13 protein-coding genes are annotated in these 22,247 nt (G+C 64.6%); 4 read left to right on the forward strand and 9 right to left on the reverse strand.

The window, feature by feature from the left end; translation table 11 throughout:
- Positions 1-173: 173 nt before the first annotated feature.
- The 8 genes from KXD97_RS02585 to KXD97_RS02620 all read right to left on the reverse strand — a co-directional run bounded on the left by KXD97_RS02585 (position 174) and on the right by KXD97_RS02620 (position 16,571).
- The gene (locus tag KXD97_RS02585; protein WP_260755322.1) at positions 174-5,876 is read right to left on the reverse strand and encodes a hypothetical protein; all 5,703 of its coding nucleotides are present in this window, start codon (positions 5,874-5,876) and stop codon (positions 174-176) included.
- Entirely contained in the window at positions 5,873-8,827 is a 2,955-nt protein-coding gene (locus KXD97_RS02590; RefSeq protein WP_260755323.1) for a hypothetical protein, read from the reverse strand. The genes KXD97_RS02585 and KXD97_RS02590 overlap by 4 nt, the downstream gene beginning before the upstream one ends.
- A gap of 569 nt (positions 8,828-9,396) precedes the next feature.
- A complete protein-coding gene (locus KXD97_RS02595) occupies positions 9,397-10,401 on the reverse strand; it encodes a helix-turn-helix domain-containing protein (RefSeq protein ID WP_260755324.1) in 1,005 nt (334 codons plus the stop codon).
- Positions 10,402-10,736: 335 nt separating this feature from the next.
- Positions 10,737-12,884, reverse strand: coding sequence for a 3-hydroxyacyl-CoA dehydrogenase NAD-binding domain-containing protein (locus tag KXD97_RS02600; RefSeq protein WP_260755325.1), 2,148 nt, complete (start codon positions 12,882-12,884; stop codon positions 10,737-10,739).
- 27 nt (positions 12,885-12,911) lie between these two features.
- The gene (locus KXD97_RS02605) at positions 12,912-14,123 is read right to left on the reverse strand and encodes an acetyl-CoA C-acetyltransferase (protein WP_260755326.1); all 1,212 of its coding nucleotides are present in this window, start codon (positions 14,121-14,123) and stop codon (positions 12,912-12,914) included.
- A 193-nt stretch (positions 14,124-14,316) separates the two neighbouring features.
- The gene (locus KXD97_RS02610) at positions 14,317-14,505 is read right to left on the reverse strand and encodes a hypothetical protein (RefSeq protein ID WP_260755327.1); all 189 of its coding nucleotides are present in this window, start codon (positions 14,503-14,505) and stop codon (positions 14,317-14,319) included.
- Positions 14,506-14,541: 36 nt separating this feature from the next.
- Positions 14,542-15,648 carry an alkene reductase gene (locus KXD97_RS02615; RefSeq protein WP_260755328.1) on the reverse strand — a complete coding sequence of 369 codons (1,107 nt, stop codon included), beginning with the start codon at positions 15,646-15,648 and terminating at the stop codon, positions 14,542-14,544.
- 206 nt (positions 15,649-15,854) lie between these two features.
- Complete coding sequence (locus KXD97_RS02620; RefSeq protein WP_260755329.1) at positions 15,855-16,571, reverse strand: SDR family NAD(P)-dependent oxidoreductase; 717 nt, start codon at positions 16,569-16,571, stop codon at positions 15,855-15,857.
- Between the two features lie 106 nt (positions 16,572-16,677).
- Between KXD97_RS02620 and KXD97_RS02625 the strand changes: the two genes are divergently transcribed.
- The gene (locus KXD97_RS02625; protein WP_260755330.1) at positions 16,678-17,265 is read left to right on the forward strand and encodes a TetR/AcrR family transcriptional regulator; all 588 of its coding nucleotides are present in this window, start codon (positions 16,678-16,680) and stop codon (positions 17,263-17,265) included.
- Between the two features lie 40 nt (positions 17,266-17,305).
- Here the strand turns inward: KXD97_RS02625 and KXD97_RS02630 are convergent, their stop codons facing one another.
- Entirely contained in the window at positions 17,306-18,319 is a 1,014-nt protein-coding gene (locus KXD97_RS02630) for a helix-turn-helix transcriptional regulator (protein ID WP_260755331.1), read from the reverse strand.
- Positions 18,320-18,534: 215 nt separating this feature from the next.
- Between KXD97_RS02630 and urtA the strand changes: the two genes are divergently transcribed.
- From urtA to ureC, 3 genes are read left to right on the forward strand one after another with little or no spacing between them, the layout of a single operon-like run.
- A complete protein-coding gene (urtA, locus tag KXD97_RS02635; protein WP_260757814.1) occupies positions 18,535-19,803 on the forward strand; it encodes an urea ABC transporter substrate-binding protein in 1,269 nt (422 codons plus the stop codon).
- 1 nt (position 19,804) lies between these two features.
- Entirely contained in the window at positions 19,805-20,512 is a 708-nt protein-coding gene (locus KXD97_RS02640) for an urease subunit beta (RefSeq protein WP_260755332.1), read from the forward strand.
- 1 nt (position 20,513) lies between these two features.
- Positions 20,514-22,244, forward strand: coding sequence for an urease subunit alpha (gene ureC, locus KXD97_RS02645; protein ID WP_260755333.1), 1,731 nt, complete (start codon positions 20,514-20,516; stop codon positions 22,242-22,244).
- Positions 22,245-22,247 lie beyond the last annotated feature (3 nt).

Consider the following 22,247-nt stretch of genomic DNA (forward strand, 5'->3'; position numbering starts at 1 on the left):
AGCAAAACACGCGACGCACCGACCCACAGCATCCCCGCGGTCTTCTATCGAGGTTTCGCGCGACAAGTCGAACACACGCTGTCAGCGGTTGATTGCCGAACAGGGATTCGGCTACGCCATCAAGGCCGCCGATGACCTGATCGCCCTCGCCACGTGCCTCGAGCTGGCGACGGTCACCACACCGAAACCGTCATTGCCCCCGACGCACTCTTGCCTCCGTTGTCCGTCACAGTGACAGCGATGGTGCGGGTGGTCCACCCGCCCTGATTCGCCCAGAACGTCACTGCCCACAGCGCCTGCTCGTACTGCTCCACCGTTGCAGTCCCTGACAAGGTCAGGGTCTTGGAACCTGAATCCCAGAACGCGGTCACCGGATTGCCGGCGGGCTGCACGTAACCGAGGGTGTCATTCGGCTGGACAAACGCAGTGACCTTCAGGGTGGCCCCCGTCAGGATGCCGAGGTCATCGCTGATGTCGAGCGTTACGACTGGGTTCATCGGCGGGTCGTTGCGGTCGTAGGACCTACCACCGGTTATCCACAGTCCCGGGGCGGAGTTCTCCCGAACTGATGCAGTCGCAATGCCGTTGAGCACGCCAGAACTACTCACCCCTGTGTCGTCCGTCACTGATACAGAGATGCCTCTGACCAACAGGACACCGCCTGTGCCGGAGAAAGTGACCGATCGGAGCGCTTCTTCGTATTGAGCCTTGGTCCCCGGCCCGGTCAACGTCAGAGTCTTGCTGGAGCCGTCCCACGACGCGGTGATAGGACTTCCGGCCGGCCGGAGATAGCCGAGCGTATCTCCGCTCTGTGCAAGGGTTTCGATAGTCACGCGTGCCGAGGAGAACACCTCCGAATCGGCATCGGTGATTGTGACCGACGACAGCAACTTGACCGGTTCTGTTCCGATGGTGTGCGTCGGCGAACCGACCGTCACCACCGACGGCGGTAGCGAGTACCGAACGTTGGCTGTCGCGCCACCGGGTAGCACACTGTCGACGTCGGTGTCGTCCGTGACCGTCACCGAGATACCGCGGACCAGTCCCGCTCCCCCCGTCGCGGAGAACGTGACGGCCTCCAAGGCCTGCTCATACTGGGCCTTGGTCGCGACTCCTGACAGCGTGAGTGTCCGACTGGCAGCGTTCCATGTTGCCGTGATCGGGTTTCCGGCGGCCACAACGTAATCCAGACGGTCACCGGACTGACCCAGCGAGACGATCTTGACCTCTGCCTTCGACATGTAGTCGGAATCCGCATCGGCGATGCTGACAGACGACAACAATTTCACCGGCGCTGTACCGATGGTGTACGTCGGGGCTCCGATGGTCGTCACCGACGGAGGCAATCCCACCACATTGACCACTGCAGATGCCGGCACCAAGGACTTGACGCTGGTTTCGTCGATGACGTGGATCTGGATGCCTCGTGACAGGCCGCCCTGATTCGTCGTGAATGTGACGGCCTTGATGGCTTCCTCGTACTGGGCCTTGCTTGCCACCCCGGACAGCGTCAACGTCCGGGTTCCGGCATCCCAGGTGCCGATGATCAAACTACCGCTTGGGGCAGCGTAATTGAGGACATCGCCAGCCTGGTAGGCGGACGCTATGAGGATCGTGGCGCCGGAGAGGTTGTCCGAGTCGAGATCACTGATGTCCACTGTGGACACCACCTTCACCGGCGACCCGCCCAACCGGAAGAACGGTGTGCCGAACGCTGTCACGGTCGGCGGTAATCCGATCACCGTCACTGTGGCCGAACCCGGAACCACACTGCGCACCTGCACGTCGTCGGTGACGTGGATGGAGATCCCACGGGCGATCCCGCCCTCGGTCGTGGAGAACGTGACAGCTTTGATCGCGTCCTCGTACTGGGCCTTGCTCGCCACCCCGGATAGCGTGAGTGTGCGAGTCCCCACGTCCCAGGTACCAACGATCGCGCTACCGTTGGGGGCGACGAAATTGAGGACATCGCCGCTTCGGTAGGCGGAGGTGATAACGATCGTGGCGCTCGACAGGTTGTCCGAGTCGAGATCACCGATGTCGACCACAGATACCACCTTCACCGGCGCACCACCCAGCCGGAATATGGAGGCGCCCAATGTCGTCACGGTCGGAGGTAGACCGATCACCGCCACTGTGGCCGTTCCCGGAACCAGACTCTCCTTGTCAGTGTCATCGGTCACCGACACCGTGATCGAACGCGACAACCCACCCTCAGTCGCGGCGAACGTCACGGCCTTGATCGCGGCCTCGTACTGCTCGATCGTGGCCACACCCGAGAGCGTCAGTGTTCTGGTGGTCTCGTCCCAGGAGGCGGTGATCGGATTGCCCTCAATACCGCTGAAGCTCAGCACATCACCGGACTTGTAACCCAACCCGCCGATGGTCAGCGTCGCCTTGGACAAACTGTCCGAGTCCCCGTCGGTAATGCTGACCGCGGAGACGACCTTCACCGGGGCGCCACCCAGCTTGAAGATCGGTGTGCCCAGTGTGGTGACCAAAGGTGGCAATCCGATCACGGTCACCATCGCAGCACCGGGAACCAGGCTCTCCTTGTCGGTGTCATCGACCACCGACACCGTGATCGAACGCGACAGTCCACCCTCGGTCGCGGTGAACGTGACGGCCTTGATCGCAGCTTCGTACTGCTCGATCGTGGCCACACCGGACAAGGTGAGTGTTCTGGTGGTCTCGTCCCAGGAGGCGGTGATCGGATTTCCCTCAACACCGCTGAAATTCAGCACATCCCCGGACTTGTAACCCAAACCAACAGTCAGCGTCGCCTTTGAGAGATTCTCCGAATCACCGTCCAGGATGCTCACCGAGGACACGACCTTCACCGGGGCGCCACCCAACCGGAAGATCGGCAACCCACCCACGGTGATGGCCGGCGGCAACCCGATCACCGTCACCACCGCAGCACCGGGAACCAAACTCTCCTTATCGGTGTCATCGGTCACCGACACCGTGACGGTTCGAGACAGTCCACCCTCAGTCGCGGCGAACGTCACGGCCTTGATCGCCGCCTCATACTGCTCAATCGTGGCAACACCCGAGAGCGTCAACGTGCGGGTGGCCGCATCCCAGCTCGCGGTGATCGGATTGCCGTCAATACCACTGAAGCTCAGCACATCCCCGGACTTGTAACCCAAACCAACCGTCAGCGTCGCCTTCGACAGGTTCTCCGAATCGCCATCGAGGATGCTCACCGACGACACGACCTTCACCGGGGCACCACCCAACCGGAAGATCGGCAAACCACCCACCGTCACCACCGGCGGCAGACCGATCACCGTCACCACCGCAGCACCCGGAACCAAACTCTCCTTATCGGTGTCATCGACCACCGACACCGACACCGTCCGAGACAGTCCACCCTCAGTTGCACTAAAAGTGACGGCCTTGATCGCCGCCTCGTACTGCTCAATCGACGCCACACCGGACAAGGTGAGAGTCCTCGTTGCCGCATCCCACGAGGCGGTGATCGGATTTCCCTCAATACCGCTGAAGCTCAGCACATCCCCGGAGCGATACGACAGACCACCAATGGTCAGCGTCGCCTTCGACAGGTTCTCCGAATCCCCATCGAGAATGCTCACCGACGACACGACCTTGACGGGGGAACCACCCAACCGGAAAATCGGCAACCCACCCACCGTCACCGCCGGCGGCAACCCGATCACCGTCACCACCGCAGCACCCGGGACCAAGCTCTCCTTGTCGGTGTCATCGACCACCGACACCGTGATCGAACGCGACAACCCACCCTCAGTGGCAGTGAAGGTAACGGCCTTGATCGCCGCCTCGTACTGCTCAATCGTCGCCACACCCGAGAGTGTCAACGTGCGCGTGGCCGCATCCCACGACCCGACAATCGGATTCCCGTCAACACCGGAGAAACTCAGCACATCCCCGGACTTGTAACCCAATCCAACAGTCAGCGTGGCCTTGGACAGGTTCTCCGAATCCCCGTCCACGATGCTGACCGAGGAGACGACCTTCACCGGGGCACCGCCCAGCCGGAAGATCGGCAACCCACCCACCGTGATGGCCGGCGGCAACCCGATCACCGTCACCACCGCAGCACCGGGAACCAGGCTCTCTTTGTCCGTGTCATCGGTCACCGACACCGTGACGGTTCGAGACAGTCCACCCTCGGTCGCAGTGAAGGTAACGGCCTTGATCGCCGCCTCGTACTGCTCGATCGACGCCACACCCGAGAGCGTCAACGTGCGCATCGCCGCATCCCACGACCCGACAATCGGATTCCCGTCAATACCGCTGAAACTCAGCACATCACCCGATTTGTAACCCAAACCAACAGTCAAGGTGGCCTTGGACAGACTGTCCGAGTCCCCATCGAGAATGCTCACCGAGGACATGACCTTCACCGGGGAACCACCCAGCTTGAAGATCGGTGTGCCCAGTGTGGTGACCAAAGGTGGCAACCCGATGACGGCTACCACCGCAGCACCGGGAACCAAACTCTCCTTATCGGTGTCATCGACCACCGACACCGTGATCGAACGCGACACACCACCCTCAGTCGCAGTGAACGTGACGGCCTTGATCGCCGCCTCATACTGCTCAATCGACGCCACACCCGAGAGCGTCAACGTGCGCATCGCCGCATCCCACGACCCGACAATCGGATTGCCCTCAATACCGCTGAAATTCAGCACATCCCCGGACTTGTAACCCAACCCGCCAATGGTCAGCGTCGCCTTGGACAGGTTCTGCGAATCACCGTCCAGGATGCTCACCGACGACACGACCTTCACCGGGGCACCACCCAACCGGAAAATCGGCAACCCACCCACCGTGATGGCCGGCGGCAACCCGATCACCGTCACCACCGCAGCACCCGGAACCAAACTCTCCTTGTCCGTGTCATCAGTCACCGACACCGACACCGTCCGAGACAGTCCACCCTCGGTCGCAGTGAAGGTAACGGCCTTGATCGCCGCCTCGTACTGCTCAATCGACGCCACACCCGAGAGCGTCAGTGTTCTGGTGGTCTCGTCCCAGGAGGCGGTGATCGGATTGCCCTCAATACCACTGAAGCTCAGCACATCCCCGGAGCGATACGACAGACCACCAATGGTCAACGTCGCCTTGGACAGGTTCTGCGAATCACCGTCGAGGATGCTCACCGACGACACGACCTTCACCGGGGCACCACCCAACCGGAAGATCGGCAAACCACCCACCGTGATGGCCGGCGGCAACCCGATCACCGTCACCACCGCAGCACCCGGGACCAAGCTCTCCTTATCGGTGTCATCAGTCACCGACACCGACACCGTCCGAGACAGTCCACCCTCGGTCGCAGTGAAGGTAACGGCCTTGATCGCCGCCTCGTACTGCTCAATCGTCGCCACACCCGAGAGCGTCAGTGTTCTGGTGGTCTCGTCCCACGAGGCGGTGATCGGGTTGCCCTCAATACCGCTGAAGCTCAGCACATCCCCGGAGCGATACGACAGACCACCAATGGTCAACGTGGCCTTCGAGAGATTCTGCGAATCACCGTCCAGGATGCTCACCGAGGACACGACCTTCACCGGGGAACCACCCAACCGGAAGATCGGCAAACCACCCACCGTGATGGCCGGCGGCAACCCGATCACCGTCACCACCGCAGCACCGGGAACCAGGCTCTCTTTGTCGGTGTCATCGGTCACCGACACCGTGATCGAACGCGACAACCCACCCTCAGTGGCAGTGAAGGTAACGGCCTTGATCGCCGCCTCGTACTGCTCAATCGTGGCCACACCCGAGAGCGTCAGTGTATGGGGGGCGGCTGGATCGTTGATCGTGACTGTCGCCGAGCCGATCTCCTCAGAGTCCAGGTCGGTGATCACCACGATCGGGCTCACCGCCCCCAGCCCAACACATCGTCGGGCGATGGATCCTTCACTGTGACTGTGGCCGAACTCAATTGGTCCGAGTCCAGATCGGTGATCACCACGATCGGACTCACCACGACGGCAGATCCCGTGCTGCCGGCAGCCACGGGAGTGGTCACGATCACCGGGGCGATCGACACGCCGGGCGCGCCCAAGACGGTAACCACGGTGGCAGCCGCCACGGCGCTGCCATTGCCCGACCCATCGACCACACCGAAGCTCACTGCCTTCAGGCCGGGTGTGCTCGAGGTGAGCGTGACCGACTGCAGAAGCTGCTGATACACCGCTACCGACGCAGTCCCGGTGAATGTCAAGACGCCGTCGGCGTAGCTTGCTTCCACACCGTCCGGAAGTTCGCCGTAGCCGAGGGTGTCTCCTTCCACCGGATTTCCCAGAACTACAGTGGCAGAGTCCAACTCATCGGAGTCCAGATCGGTGATCACCACGATCGGGCTCACCGTGATCGGTGATCCGACAGACCCTGCCGCCACGGGCGACACTACTAAAACCGGAGTTATCGAGATACCCGGAATGCCCAACACGGTCACCACCGTGCCCGCCGGCACCGCGCTGGTGTTGCCGTCGGCGTCGGTGACCGCAAAGCTCACCGCCTTCAGTCCCGCGCCTGTGGATGTCAGGGTCACCGACGCCAGCAACTGACGGTAATCGTCAACCGAGGCACGCCCCGTGAACGTCAACACCCCGTCGGCGTAACTCGCCTCGACACCGGTCGGCAACGACCCGTACCCCAGCACATCGCCGGCGACCGGATCCGTGAGCACAACCGTGGCCGCATCCAACTCGTCAGAGTCCAGGTCGGTGACAACGACAATCGGACTCACCGTGATCGGCGACCCGGTGATACCGCCCGCCACCGGCGAGACGACCACCAGGGGTGGTGTCTGTACCGGCAACCCCACCACTGTGACAGCAGTAGCGGCTGGGACCACACTCGCGTTGCCCTCGGAGTCGACAACCGCAAAGCTCACCGACTTCAGCCCGGCACCCGAGGACGTCAACGTCACCGACGCCAGCAGCTGGCGGTAGTCGTCGATCGAGGCACGACCGGTGAAGGTCAACACTCCGTCGCTGTAAACGGCGTGCACTCCCTCCGGCATCGCTCCGTACCCCAGAACATCTCCGGCACCAGGGTTGTTGACAGTGACGGTGGCCGAGTCCAGCTCGTCCGAATCGAGGTCGGTGATCACCACGATCGGGCTGAGCGTGACCGGTGAACCCACGGTGCCGGCGGCCACCGGAGAGACAACCACGAGGGGTGGCATCTCCACGGGCAACCCGAGCACCGTCACGACGGTGCCCGCCGGTACCGCATTGACATTGCCCTGGTCATCGATCACCGAGAAGGAGATCGTCTTGACGCCGATCGCGGTCGAGGTCAGCGTCACCGATTGCAGGAGCTGCTGGTACGCCGCGACCGACGCGGCGCCGGTGAAGGTCACCGAACCGTTTCCGGTCGTTGCCGTGACTCCGGTCGGAAGCGTGCCCCAACCCAGCACATCACCGCTCGCAGGGTCGTTGATCTTCACCGTTGCCGACGCAAGCTTCTCGGAGTCCAGGTCGGTGATCACCACGATCGGGCTCACCGTGATCGCAGTACCTGTGGTGCCGCCGGCTGCCGGGGACACGACAACCACCGGCGGTGCCTCGACGATCGGATTGGCTACGACGGGAATCAACAACGTCACGTCGTCGCGTTCGGCGATGCCGATCGCGCGGGCCAGGAAATGCAGGACTCCCTGGACGACGCCAGCGAGCCCCCTGAGATGTTCGGATGAGTCGCTGATGACGACCTTGAAGCTGTCCACCAGCGGACTGCCGGTCACCACGCTGTTGGGGGTGTACACGAACTTGCCGGTGAGCGGATCCCTGAACACCGTTCCGTGTTCGGGCGCAATGATGGTGTAGGTCAACGGATCACCGTTGGGATCGCGAGCAGCCAGATCGATGATGACCTGCCCCGTCACGGCCTGTTGGCTTGTGACTGGTCCCCACTCCGGAGACTCGTTGAAGAACGTGTGGCTGATCTGGCGCCGGACCCAGGCCAACAACGCATCGAACCAGGGAGCCCGAGCGGGCGTGGCGGGATCGACCAACGGTGAGGCGATTCCGGTGATCAGCGCGGTGAACACGTCGACCGATTCCGCTGCCTCCTCGGCTGGTGGTTCCGACGCGTCGGGCGTCACGCTTGCCTGCGACGTCGGCGCGCCAGTGGTCGCTTCGTCGGAGGCGATCAGGCTGTCGGACACCGGCATTGCCTCGTCGACGGGACCGAGGGACGACTCGTCTTGCTCGGCTACGGACTCTTCGACGGGCGGTGCCTCGCCGGAATCCCCGGCAGGTGACCAGCCGACCGGCGCGTCGTCGGGATCCGCCGGCGGGGAGGATTCTTCAGTGGGTGTCTCGCTCAGCGGGGGCTGCTCAGATCCATCGTCTGCGCCGAGGTCGGCCTCTACCGGATCATCCTCGTCGGACGGCGGCACGTCTGGGTCCGTGTCACCTGACGCGCCCTCATCACCGTCCTCCGCCTCATCGTCGGGATCGGCCTCGACTTCCCCCGTGTCGGAGTCGGATTCAGATTCAGATTCGTCACCAGTGCTCGTGTCTGCTCGCGGTTCTGTCGACGTTGACTCGGCATCGTTCGAACCCGAGGCAACCGGAGTATCCGAATCGCTGTCCGCATACGCGACGCCCGCCGAGTTGGCGACAGCCAGCCCGATCCCGAGTGAGACGGCGAGCGCTCCGACTCGTCCGATCGGGAGTGCGAACCCCGACGCATCGGCTCGCGCGTGCCGGGCTTGGCCGCCGGAGCTGTCGACGAGGTCCCGAGCGGCCCAGAACTCGGGCCCTGGGGAGGTGCGGTCTGTACGCGGGACGCGGTGCCGGGCGCGGGTCGAAGACATGACTATCCTCCGTTTGCCACGGCGTCAGTCCCGTCGAGTCGATCAGCACCTCAGGACGCTTGAGCTGCGATCGACCATGCTTCGGCGACGTGACGTCGCCCCTCGTCACGCACCGCCGTACTACGCCGTATTTTTTTACGCTGTAGTTTGCTGAATGCGCACCTTCTGCTAGATCCGCATCCAGCAGCGCGAGCCTAAGTCATCGGCTGTGACCGCGGTTGCGTAATCGCGATTTTTTTTGCGCGCACAATAATTAGGGCACCGGAATGCACGCTATTCCTGACGTAAAGTGCACGTGAGATGTCACATCTGGCAAAGCCTGAATGAGAAGACGGAAGAGGTTAGTAGTCGGCTTACTGCCCGTAACCTGCACCGTCCGACCCTCACCTCTGCAGATTCGCCGCGATCACGCAGCGCTGGCAACGAATGGTAAACGGCTTAGCGGAGTCCGCGTGGCACGACCCCCTCACGGGGAGCCGAATCTGCCATTCGAACGGGCGGCCGGCGGTCTCACCGACCGCGGCCACGGCGTCATGCGGCGAATGAACCCGACCGCCATGACGATCGCGTCAGTATTTGCGGTGTGTGGTCGGCCCCGAGTCCCTGACAGTTGGTCCGGTGAAAGCGCAGCGGTAGTCGCTCGGCGTGGTGCGCATCTGCCGGACGAAGTGATGCCGGAAGGTCGCGGGCGACTCGAACCCGACCCGAGCCGCGATCTGCTCGACGGACAGCGAGCTCGCTTCGAGCAGCGCGAGGCTGGCTTGGACACGCTGGGTGATCAACCACCTGATCGGGGTGGTCCCGGTCGCCTTGGCGAACTGGCGAAGATAGCTCCGCCGCGACATCGCCGAACGCTCCGCCATCTCGTCGAGAGTGATGGGCCTGTCGAGATTGGCCAGAGCCCAGGCTATTCCGGCCGCGATTCGACCGTCGTCCGCAGGCTCCGGAACCGGGGTCTCGATGTACTGCGCCTGCCCACCCGCCCGGTGCGGTGCGATCACCAGTCGGCGCGCCACATCGTTGGCCACCCGACCGCCGTGGTCGGACCGCACGATGTGCAGACACAGATCCAGGCCCGCCGCGCATCCTGCGCTTGTGAGGACCCGCCCGTTGTCGACGTACAACGGAGTGGGGTCGATATCGATACCGGGATAGCGCTGCCCCAGCAGATCCGTGTAGATCCAGTGCGTGGTGGCACGGCGTCCGTCGAGCGCCCCGGCCGCGGCCAGGGCGAAAGCGCCGGAGCAGATCGACACCAGTCGCGCGTCGCGCGCGTCGGCCGTCCTGATGGCTTCAATGAGCGGTTGCGAAATCGGCTCGCTCACGTCTCGGACACTGGGGATCACGATGGTGTCCGCCGCGGCCAGGTCATCGAGGCCGTACGACGTGCGAATGACTGCTCCACCGAGAAGCCGGATCTCCTTGGGCTCTGAGCACAGTTTCACCGAGTACCACGGCCTGACCAAGCCGGCCGAGAAGCGCTCCGACAGCTCGGTCATGCCAAAGATCTCCGCTGCCATGCCCGACTCGAATCCGGACATCCCGTCATAGGCGAGAATCGCCACGGTGTGCATGGCACTATCTTAATGAATATCGGCACTAGGGCCACTGTCTGCGTGCCCCCGACTGGACCAACATGGCTGACATGTATTTCCGACGGTTGTCCCGAGTGCGCAGGATCCGGCTCAAGTTTGCGAACATCCCGGCGTTCCGGACGGTGTTGCCCTTCCTCGCCGGTGTACATTCCGCCAACGGCCTCGCACACGGCGTCGAACCGGCACGATCCTCTGCAGTCCGAGCAACCCGAAGCCGGCGCGGTACTCGATAACCCGGCAGACCAACCGATGACGCTGACACGCAGAAGCCCCCGCGACCGGGCCTTGGGGTCGCAGGGGCTTCGCGTCAGCGATTACGACGTAAGCGACGCCGGCGGGTTGAACCGCTCGCCGTAACGCTCGGCCAACTGCTTGGCACGGGCGACGAACGCCTCTTTACCCACACCGAGCTCACCCTGGTAGCCGACGATGAATTGCGCGCTGCCACCGGTGTACGGCGGGAAGCCGATCCCCATGATGGAGCCGATGTTCGCATCGGCGGTCGAGGTGAGCACGCCCTCGTCAAGGCATTTCTGGGTCTCCAGAGCCTCGGCGAACAGCATGCGATCGATCATGTCCTGCAACGGAATATCGGCCTTGCCGGAGCCGAAGGTCTCGGCGAGTCCCGACCACAGACCGACGCGCTTGCCGTCGACGTACTCGTAGAAGCCTGCGCCCTTGAGCCGCGAGGGACGACCGATCTCGATCATCTTGTTCACGACGGCCTCGGCCGGATGCGGCTCGTGGGTGCCGCCGGCAGCTTCGGTGGCCTTGCGGGTCTCGGTAGCGATCTTCTGCATCAGTTCGAGGTTCAGCTCGTCGGAGAGCTGCAGCGGCGCCGCCGGGTAGCCGGCCTGCGAACCGGCCTGCTCGATGCTGGCCGCGGGCACACCCTCGCCCAGCATCGCCAGCGCCTCGTTGACGAAGGTGCCGATGACGCGCGAGGTGAAGAAGCCACGGCTGTCGTTGACCACGATCGGGGTCTTCCCGATCGCCAGCGTGTAGTCGAATACCCGGGCCAGCGCCTCGTCGGAGGTCTTCTCACCCTTGATGATCTCCACCAGCGGCATCTTGTCGACCGGGGAGAAGAAGTGGATGCCGATGAAGTCCTCCTGGCGCTTCACACCGGTCGCCAGACCGGTGATCGGCAGTGTGGAGGTGTTGGAGCCCAGCAGCGCGTTCGGCTCGACGATGTCCTCGATCTCCTGGAACACCTTGTGCTTGAGGTCCTGGTTCTCGAAGACAGCCTCGATCACGAAGTCGACACCCTTGAGATCGGCGGCATCGGCGGTCGGGGTGATCCGGGCCAGCAGCGCGTCGGACTTCTCCTTGGAGGTGCGACCGCGCTCGAGCGCCTTGGCCTCGATCTTCTCCGAGTAGGCCTTGCCCTTTTCGGCTGCTTCGATCGTGACGTCCTTGAGCACCACGTCATAACCGGCCTTGGCCGACACATAGGCGATACCCGCGCCCATCATGCCCGCGCCCAGCACACCGATCTTGTTGATCTTGACCGGCTCGATACCGTCCGGCCGCGAGGCGCCGCCGTTGATGGCCTGTAGATCCAGGAAGAACGCCTGGATCATGTTCTTGGCAGTCTGGCCGGTGACCAGGCCGACGAAGTAGCGGCTCTCGATGCGGGTGGCGGTGTCGAAGTCGACCTGCGCACCCTCGACGGCCGCGTCCAGGATGGCCCGCGGAGCCGGCATCGGCGCACCCTTGAGCTGCTTGCGCAGCAGCGCCGGGAAGGACGGCAGGATGGAGGCCAGTCCGGGGCTCGACGGGGTGCCGCCGGGCATCTTGTAGCCCTTCTGGTCCCACGGCTGGGTGTGCGCGTCAGGATTCGCCTTGATCCACGCCTTCGCGGCGGGGATCAACTCGTCGACGCTGCCGACCAATTCGTCGACCAGGCCGACCTCCTTGGCCTTGCCCGGCTTGAACCGGGTGCCCTGCGAGAGGACCTCCATGAAGGCCTTCTGGATGCCGAACATGCGCACGGTACGTGCCACGCCGCCTCCACCGGGCAGCAGACCCAGCGTCACCTCGGGCAGGCCGATCACCACGCCCTTGACGTCGGCGGCGATGCGGTGGTGACACGCCAGCGCGATCTCCAGGCCGCCGCCGAGCGCTGCGCCGTTGATGGCCGCGACGACGGGCTTGCCCAGGGTCTCCAACTTGCGCAGGTCGGCTTTGATGAACTCGACCTCGGCGAACGACTCGGCCGCGTTGTCCGGGCCGACGTTCATCATGCCCTTGAGGTCACCGCCGGCGAAGAACGTCTTCTTCGCGCTGGCGATCACCACGCCGGTGATCGAATCCTTCTCGGCCACAAGGCGTTCCACGGCGTTATGCATGGACTCCTTGTAGTGCTCGTTCATGACGTTGGCCGAGCCCGTCGGGTCGTCCAGCGTCAGGGTGACGATGCCGTCGGCATCCTTGTCCCACTGAATGGTGTTCTCTGCCATGTCCTTTTAGTCCCTTCAGACCCGTGCTCAGACTCGCTCGATGATGGTCGCGACACCCATGCCGCCGCCGACGCACAGCGTGATCAGCGCGCGCCGGGCGCCCCGGCGCTCCAGCTCGTCGACCATGGTTCCGGTGATCATGGCGCCGGTGGCGCCCAGCGGGTGGCCCATCGCGATCGCGCCACCGTTGACGTTGAGCTTCTCGTCCGGAATGTTGAGGTCCTTCTGGAACTTCAGCACCACCGAGGCGAAGGCCTCGTTGAGCTCGAACAGGTCGATGTCATCGACCGTCAGGCCTGCTCGGTCGAGCACCTTCCTGGTCGCCGGGGTCGGGCCCGTCAGCATGATGACCGGGTCGGCGCCGCTGGTTGCGGTGGCCACGATGCGCGCCCGCGGGGTCAGGCCCTGCGACGTGCCCGCAGCCTCGGAACCGATGAGCACCAGCGCGGCGCCGTCGACGATGCCCGAGCTGTTACCGCCGGTGTGGACGTGGTTGATCTTCTCGACGAAGTGGTACTTCTGCAGCGCCACGTCGTCGAACCCGCCCATCGCGCCTACGCCTTCGAACGCGGACTTGAGCTTGCTCAGGCTCTCGACGGTGGTGCCGGGACGGATGTGCTCGTCATGGTCGAGCACGACGAGACCGTTCTGGTCTTTGACCGGGACGACGGACTTGGCGAAGTAGCCACCCGACCACGCGGCAGCGGCGCGCTCCTGCGAGCGTGCCGCATAGGTGTCGACGTCCTCACGGGAGAAGCCCTCGATGGTCGCGATCAGGTCGGCGCCGATGCCCTGCGGGACGAAGCCGATGCGGTAGTTGGTCTCCGGGTCGGCTGCCCAGGCGCCGCCGTCAGAGCCCATCGGGACACGGCTCATGGACTCGACACCGCCGGCGAGCACCAGGTCGTCCCAGCCCGAGCGCACCTTCTGCGCGGCCATGTTGACGGCCTCCAGGCCGGACGCGCAGAACCGATTGAGCTGCACACCGCCGGTGGTCTCCGGCAGGTTCGCGACCAGTCCCGCGGTGCGGGCGATGTCGCCACCCTGGTCACCGACCGGCGAGACGACGCCGAGGATCAGGTCGCTGATCAGCGTCTCGTCCAGGTCAGGGAAGCGGGTGCGGATCTCGTCGATCAGGCCGACGACCAGGTTGACGGGCTTGATCTCGTTCAGGGCGCCGCCGCGCTGCTTGCCGCGCGGGGTGCGGATGGCCTCGTAGATGAAGGCTTCTTCGGACATGCGTTCTCCAGGTCCTCTTCAGGGGTTTCGCGGATCTACACCCGCGGGGAGGCTGCTCCTCTGTGCGCGATGCTAGCAGCCTCGCCCAACCGCTTGGTTGGGCACTCTGGACGGATCTCTTCCGCGAGCAGACACAAACTCGCACGATTCGGGCGTGGATCGTGCGAGTTTGTGTCTGCTCGCGGAGGAACGGTTAGTCGGGCGAGCCTTCGGTGTCGTCGAAGAACGACCACTCGCCGTCGTGCTCGACTTCCATCCGCCATCCCAACTCGGAGTTGTCGGCTTTCTGGTCGACGAACCAGGCGTGCGCATGATCGGCGCTTTCGATGTCCTTGGTGTCGACGACTTCGCCCTTGGGGTTCAGAACACGATAGGTAGCCATGCCTCGGGTGTTTCCCGCCGGTCGACCGGTTCACACCTACGCCGACCGGGGCGTCACCCATTCGTCAAGCGTCGGATAGTCGATGTATCCGACGGGCCCGGGGGCGTAGAACGTCGCCACATCCGGCACGTTCGGCTCGGCGCCGAGCTTCAGGCGCTCGATCAGATCAGGGGTGGCCAGGAACTCTCTGCCCACCGCGGCGGCTCCGATCACTCCCCAGTCGGCCAGATTGGCCAGCAGCTCGAAATCGGTGTCGACGGCGCGGGGGGTGTTGAGCACCAACGTCCCCTCCCACTGGGTGCGGATCGCGGCGAATGTGGGCGTCGAGGGTTCACTCACCACATGCAGGTAGGCGATGTTCAGCGACGCAATGCGGCACAGAAGCAATTCGTAAGCGCTGATCTGGTCGACCTCGGTCATGTCCCCGGCGGTGTTTCCGGGCGAGATGCGCAAACCGACGCGATCCGGTCCGATCTCGGCGGCGACCGCTTCGACGACCTCGGCGGTGAACCGGGCCCTGTTCTGCGGCGATCCGCCGTAGGCATCGGTGCGCTGGTTGACAACGTCGGACAGGAACTCGTGAAGCAGATACCCATTGGCCGAGTGAATTTCGACACCGTCCATGCCGGCTTCGACGGCACGGCGCGCGGCGGCACGGAACTGTCCGATGATTTCCGCGATCTCGCCGGTCGTGAGCGCGCGGGGCACGGGCAACGACTTCTTCCCAGAGGGAGTGTGCGCCAGCAGCTCCGCAGCGATCGCCGACGGACCCACGTTCTCGAATCCGCTGATCTCGGGATGCGCCATGCGGCCGACGTGCCACAGCTGGACGAACATCTTGCCCCCGGCGCGGTGTACCGCCGACGCGATCTCAGCCCAGGCGTCCTGCTGCCTGTCGGTGTACAACCCGGGAGTGTTCACGTAGGCGCCGTTGGCCTGCTCACAGACCGCGGTGGCCTCGCTGATGATCAGACCGGCTTCGGCACGCTGCGAGTAGTACTCCGCAGCCAGCGACGACGGCGTGCCGTCGGCGTCGGCGCGCGATCTCGTCAGCGGCGCCATGAAGATTCGGTTCGCCGCGGCAGTGGCTCCGACCTGAATCGGCTTGAGCAGGGCAGAGTCACCAGAGAGTGTGAACGTCATGCACCACTCAAGCGTGACCCGCGAGCGGTTATTCCCCGCCAAATCCTCTCCTGTCGGCATCGGAGCGCGAACACCGTGGGGCATATCAGCTCTCGATCACCGCCGTGACGCGGATTTCGGCGGGCATCTTCGGCAGCCTCGGCACGGTGCCCCGGTCGGGGTCCAGACGGGCGCCCGGTCCGGCATCCGCCTGCGGAACCGCTCGCTCACCCCAGTGCGAGGGGGCGCGGCGGCCCGGCCAGTGCGGCTTTCGCATCAGCCGACAACGGGTCCATGATCTCGAGGTCACCGGCTTCCAGACCATCGAGCGCCAGCCGCACCAGATCGGCAGGATCGATCACCACACCTTCTGGGAGTTCGATTCCGTTGCGGCTCGCGAAGTCGAACAGCGTCTGGGTTCCAACCAGTCCGGGCACCAATGCGGCGACATGGGTTCCCTGCCCGGCAAGTTCGACACGCACGCCGTTCGTCAAGCCCCATTGCGCGGATTTGGCTGCGGCATAAGCGGTATTGCCCTCGACCGTCATCCATGCCGCCGCCGACAACACATTGAGGATCGCGCCGCCGCCGTTGCGCGCCAGGATGGGCGCGAAGGCCCGGATCATTGCAAGAGTGCCATAGTAGTTCGAATCCATGGTCGACCGGATGGCAGTCAAATCGCCGGTGACCAGCTTTCCGCCGGCGGTGTCTGCGGCGTTGTTGATCAGGAGGTCCACGTCCGCGGCGGACCCAGCAGCCGCGTCGACCGATGATTGGTCGGTGATGTCGAGCCGAAGCACTTCCACGTCAGGGATGTCGACGAGCTCGGGACGCCGCGCGCCCGCGTAGACCTTGGCGCCACGCCGGATCAGCTCGATCGCAAAGGCGCGGCCGATTCCTCGGTTGGCTCCGGTGACAAGTGCCGTGGTGCCGTCCATCTTCATCTGTGCTCCAGGTGTTTTCACTACCGACCGTTAAGGTGACCGATTGGTCATGTTCAATGGAGACAACCACAAGGTGACCGATTGGTCAACTTGATATTCTCGGGCAGTGAATCTTCGAGCGGATGCGGCGCGCAACCGCGAGTCGCTGTTGAGCGCTGCGGAAGCAGAATTCGCCGAACGCGGCGCCTCCGCCTCGGTGGCCGATATCGCCCGCCGCGCGGGCGTCGCCAAAGGCACGGTATTTCGGCACTTCCCCACGAAAGAGGACTTGATCGCGGCCATTGTGTGCCGGCACATCGCGACGCTCGCCGAGGCCGCGGATGAGCTGGCCCACGCCGAGGATCCGGGCGCGGCTCTGCTGGAGTTCCTGACCGTGGCGGCCGATCAGCGGCAACGGCACGATCTGACGTTCCTCCAATCGGAGAGCGGGAAGGATCCCCGGGTGACCGAAGTCCGAGATCACTTGCACGCCCGCCTCGGCGCTCTCGTCGACCGGGCCCGCGACGCGGGAGCCATCCGGTCCGACATCACCGAAGCAGATGTCTTCCTCATGATGTGCGCGCCGATTCATGTGGTCGAAAACCTCTCCGCCCCAGCGCCTTTATTGTGGCAGCGCTACCTCGCCATCATCTTCGACGGGTTACGCCCGCAGGGCGCCCACCCACTGCCGCACCCGGCGCCGATCCTGCCCTGACGAAATCCGTGAAGCGTCACACCGCGACGACATCACCTGCTCAGACGGCAATCGATTCCCGGCCACACACATTCAGCAACACGTCGGCTGACAGAAGCCCCAGCGAGACGGCCCGGGAGGCACACGCCGCGCGGTTGGCCGCACCGAGCTTGGCCGAAGCGCTTTCCAAATGATGGCCGGCCGTACGTGCGCTGATGAACAGTTGTGCGGCGATCTGACCGTTGGTCAACCCGCACACCGCCAGCGTGAGCGCGTCGAGTTCCCGCGGCGTGACACTCATCGGTAGCGGGCTGCGAGTCACCAGCAGCACCGCGCCGAGGCTGTCGCCCCGATACCGTGCGGCCGTGGCGATCCGCCGCACGTGCAACCAGGACACCCCGTCGTGGTGGCGCAGCACATCGGGCCTGACCCCGACCGCCGACTTCAAAAACGCCGCAGCGAGATCACCGATCAGAGCCGGGTCCAGCGCCTGCTCGAACAGGTCGCCACACCGCAACAGGTGCGCTCGCCCGAAGTCGTCGACGGCCCAGGCCTGGGCCTCGGGGGCGATCAGCTCGGCGACCATCCGGGGCCTCAGCGAGAAGTCCAGTTGCTCGGCCATCTGTCGGCGCAGGGTGTTGATCTCGACCACGTCCTGGTCACGGGGAAACCGCGCGTCGTCACAGTTGACGTGAATGGTGCCGACGTAGGTTCCGTCGCTGGTGATCAGCCGCGCCGACAGGCCCTCGTCGAATCCGGCCGGCCGGAAGACGTTGTTGACCGAGTATCCACTGCGGTACTCGGGGAAGTCCCGCCAACGCAGGGAGCCGAGTCCGTGCACCCGCATGGCATCGAACAGCGGATCGTTCTCGACGAACCAGCTGTTGAAGTGCTCCATCACCGTGTCGGGATAATCATGGTTGGCCACGCCGACGTGCTTGCGCTGGATCGGATCCCACAGACAGATCGCCGAAGCCGAGGATTGCGCGCGCGCCGACAGCGTCTCGAGCAGGCCGTGGGCACGGGTCTCCAGACTGGCGCCACTGCTCAGCACGTCACCGTAGATGCCGGACATCGCACGCTTCCTTCGTCTGACCCCGATATGTGCGGTCATCATCAGCAGCCGATGTTTCCGCGAGGTTTCCAAGCCGAGGCGGTCGCGAAAACCGTTCGGCGAATTGGGAGATTCCTCCCATAGGCACCGGGCATGCACCGTTTCTACGCTGGCGGAAACCGACACTTGGCACAGCGCAGTGCCCGAACCGACAGCACGAAGCAAAGGGCATGAAGATGTTCAGGTCATCGAAACGTTCGACGAGCGGGCTACGCCGCGGGTCAGTCGCCGTGCTCGCAGTGACGGCGCTGTTGGCCGCCGGGTGTGGTAGCCGGGCAGGCGACGACAGCGCCGTCGCAGCACAGGCGAGCTGTGTCGACACCTCCGGCGACACGGTGAAGGTGGGCGCCGTCAACTCGCTGTCCGGCGGTCTGGCGGTCAGCGAGTCGGTGATCCGCGACGCGATCGTCATGGCCGTCGAAGAGGTGAACGCCTCCGGCGGCGTATTGGGTAAGCAACTGCAGCTCATCGGCGAAGACGGCGCGTCGGAACCGACCGTGTTCGCCGAGAAAGCTCAGAAGCTTGTGCAGTCCGATTGTGTGGCAGTCGTTTTCGGTGGCTACACATCTGCCAGCCGCAAGGCCATGCTGCCGGTCTTCGAGGACGCCAACGCGCTGTTGTATTACGGTCAGCAGTACGAAGGGCTGGAAAGCTCGCCGAACATCTTCTACACCGGGGCGACCACCAACCAGCAGATCATCCCATCACTGGACTACCTCAAAGAGCAGGGGGTGAAGTCGCTGTACCTGGTGGGCAGCGACTACGTCTTCCCGCGCACCTCCAACGCGATCGTGAAGGCCTACGCGCAGGCCAACGGCATCGAGATCAAGGGTGAGGACTACACGCCGCTGGGCAGCACCGACTTCTCCACGATCGTCAACAAGATCCGCACCGCCGACGCGGACGCGGTGTTCAACGTCGTGGTGGGTGATTCGTTGGTCGCCTTCTTCCGTGAGTACCGCAACTCCGGTCTGACCGCCGAGGCCATGCCCGTGATGTCGATGTGCGTCGGCGAGGAGGAGGTACGCAGCATCGGCGCGCCCACCCTGGTCGGCCAGCTCTCGTCGTGGAACTACTACCAGACGCTGGACTCGCCGCAGAACACCACATTCGTCGAGAACTTCAAGAAACGCTTCGGCGCCGACCGGGTGACCTCTGATCCGATGGAATCGGCGTACGCCGCCGTGATGCTGTGGAAAGCCACGGTGGAGAAGGCGGATTCGTTCGCCGTGCCCGAGATCCAGAACGCGGCCGATGGCGTCACGATCACCGCGCCCGAGGGGTCGATGACTGTCGACGGCGAGAACCACCACGTGACCAAGACCGCGCGGATCGGCCGCGTCGCCGAGGACGGCCTGATCTACCAGGTGTGGGAGTCACCCGCACCGATCGAACCCGATCCGTACTTGCGCGACTACCCGTGGGCCGCGGGGATCACGGGCTGACATGCATCTGACCCCCAAAGACGAAGACCGGTTGCTGCTGTTCCTCGCTGCGGAGCTGGCCCGCAAGCACCGCGCTGCGGGCCTGACCCTCAGCTACGCCGAGGCGCGGGCCCTGATCGCCGACGAGGTGGTCGAAGCCGCCCGCGCGGGTGCGTCGGTGGCCGAGGCCGCCGCTCACGGCGCCACCGTGCTCACCGACGACGACGTCATGCCCGGCGTGACCTCCCTACTGGGATCGATACAGGTCGAGGCGTTCTTCGACGACGGCCAGAAGCTGGTGACCGTGCACGACGCGATCGGTCCGGGCACCAACCCGGCTGCCGGGCCCGACGTGATCCCTGGCGAGGTCCTGCCGTGCGACGGAGAACTGGAGCTCAACGCAGGACGCACAGGGGCCACCGTGACCGTCGAGAACACCGGGGACCGTCCCGTCCAGGTCGGCTCGCATTTCCACTTCTTCGAAGTCAACCGCGCGCTGCGCTTCGATCGGGCGGCCGCGTTCGGCATGCGACTCGACATTCCGTCGGGCACCGCAGTCCGGTTCGAACCCGGTGAGAGGCAGGAGGTTTCGCTGACCAGCTACGGCGGCGAGCGCACAGTGATCGGCCAGAACGACGTCACCAACACCGACACCAGCGGAACGCTCGACCCCGTGCTGCTGAACAGGCTGCGCGACAACGGTTTCCTCGATTCTCGGCAGGGTTCCTGACATGGCACACCGGATCACCCGCAGGCATTACGCCGAACTGTACGGCCCGACCACCGGGGACCGGGTCCGGCTGGCCGACACCGAACTGCTGGCCAGGGTGGAACACGACGCCTGCGTATACGGCGACGAATCGGTGTTCGGCGGCGGCAAGACCATGCGTGAGGGCATGGGAGTACATGGGGACATCACCAACGGCCAAGAGTCCAACTGCGCAGGCGCGCTGGATTTCGTCATCACCAACGTGCTGATCATTGACGCGGTGCTGGGAATCCGCAAGGCCGACATCGGGATCCGCGACGGCCGGATCGCCGGCATCGGGAAATCGGGGAATCCAAGGACGATGGACGGTGTCGACCCCGAGCTGATCATCGGGGCCGGAACCGACATCCGGTCCGGCGAGGGCATGATCGCCACAGCGGGCGCCATCGACGTGCACGTGCACTTCGACAGCGCCGGATTGGTCGACGAGGCGATCTCGAGCGGGATCACGACGATGATCGGCGGCGGTCTGGGTCCCGTCACCGTCGGCATCACCTCATCAGGGCCGAACAACCTGGCCCGGATGCTGCGTGCCGCAGAAGGTTTCCCGATGAACTTCGGGTTCATCGGCAACGGCAGCGCGTCGAGCACCGCCCCGCTGATCGAGCAGGGTCTGGCCGGGGCGATCGGCTACAAGATCCACGAGGACTGGGGCGCGACGCCCGCGGCCATCCGGGCGTCGCTGGACGCCGGCGACCAACTCGACCTGCAGGTCCAGATCCACACCGACACGCTCAACGAGTCCGGATTCTTCGAGGACACGATGGCCGCGATCGGCGGCCGACCCATTCACACCTACCACGCCGAGGGCGCCGGCGGCGGCCACGCTCCCGACATCATGCGCGTCGTCGGAGAACCGTACTGCCTTCCGTCGTCGACGAATCCGACGAACCCGTTCGCGCTGAACACCTTCGACGAGCACCTCGACATGGTGATGGTCTGCCACCACCTCAACCCGCGCATCCCCGAGGACGTCGCGTTCGCCGAGTCCCGGATCCGGCGCGAGACCATTGCGGCCGAGGACGTGCTGCACGACCTGGGCGCCATCTCGGCGATGGGATCGGACTCGCAGGGCATGGGCCGCATCGGGGAGACGATCGCGCGGACCTGGCAACTCGCGTCGCACATGCGGGCCACTCGCGGGCCACTGCCCGGCGACGAGGGGACCGGCGCCGACAATGCCCGCATCCTGCGTTACATCGCGAAGCTGACGATCAATCCAGCCAGGCTGTTCGGCATCGACCACGAGGTCGGCTCCTTGGAGACGGGCAAGCTGGCCGACATCGTGTTGTGGGCACCGAAGTTCTTCGGTATCAGGCCCGAGGTGGTGTTCAAAGGCGGCTTTCCCGCGTGGTCGGTGATGGGCGAGGCCAACGCGTCGCTGATGACGTGCGAGCCACTGCGCTACCGCCCGCAGTGGGCAGCATTCGGCCGCACCCCCGCCGACGTGTCGGTGAATTTCGTCGCCGCCGCTGCCGTCGACGCCGCCCTCGATGAGCGACTCGGTCTGGACACCCGACTGGTCGCGTGCCGTGGAGCGCGGGCACTGACCAAGGCCGACCTGCTGCACAACGACTACCTGCCTGACATCACCATTGAGCCCGACACCTACCGCGTCACCGTCGACGGAGAGCCGTGCGTGAGCACCCCGATGAGCCGGGTGCCGCTGGGCCGCCGTTACACCCTGAAATAGCAA

This window comes from Mycobacterium sp. SMC-8 (assembly GCF_025263565.1).
In the GTDB taxonomy this organism is placed as follows: domain Bacteria; phylum Actinomycetota; class Actinomycetes; order Mycobacteriales; family Mycobacteriaceae; genus Mycobacterium.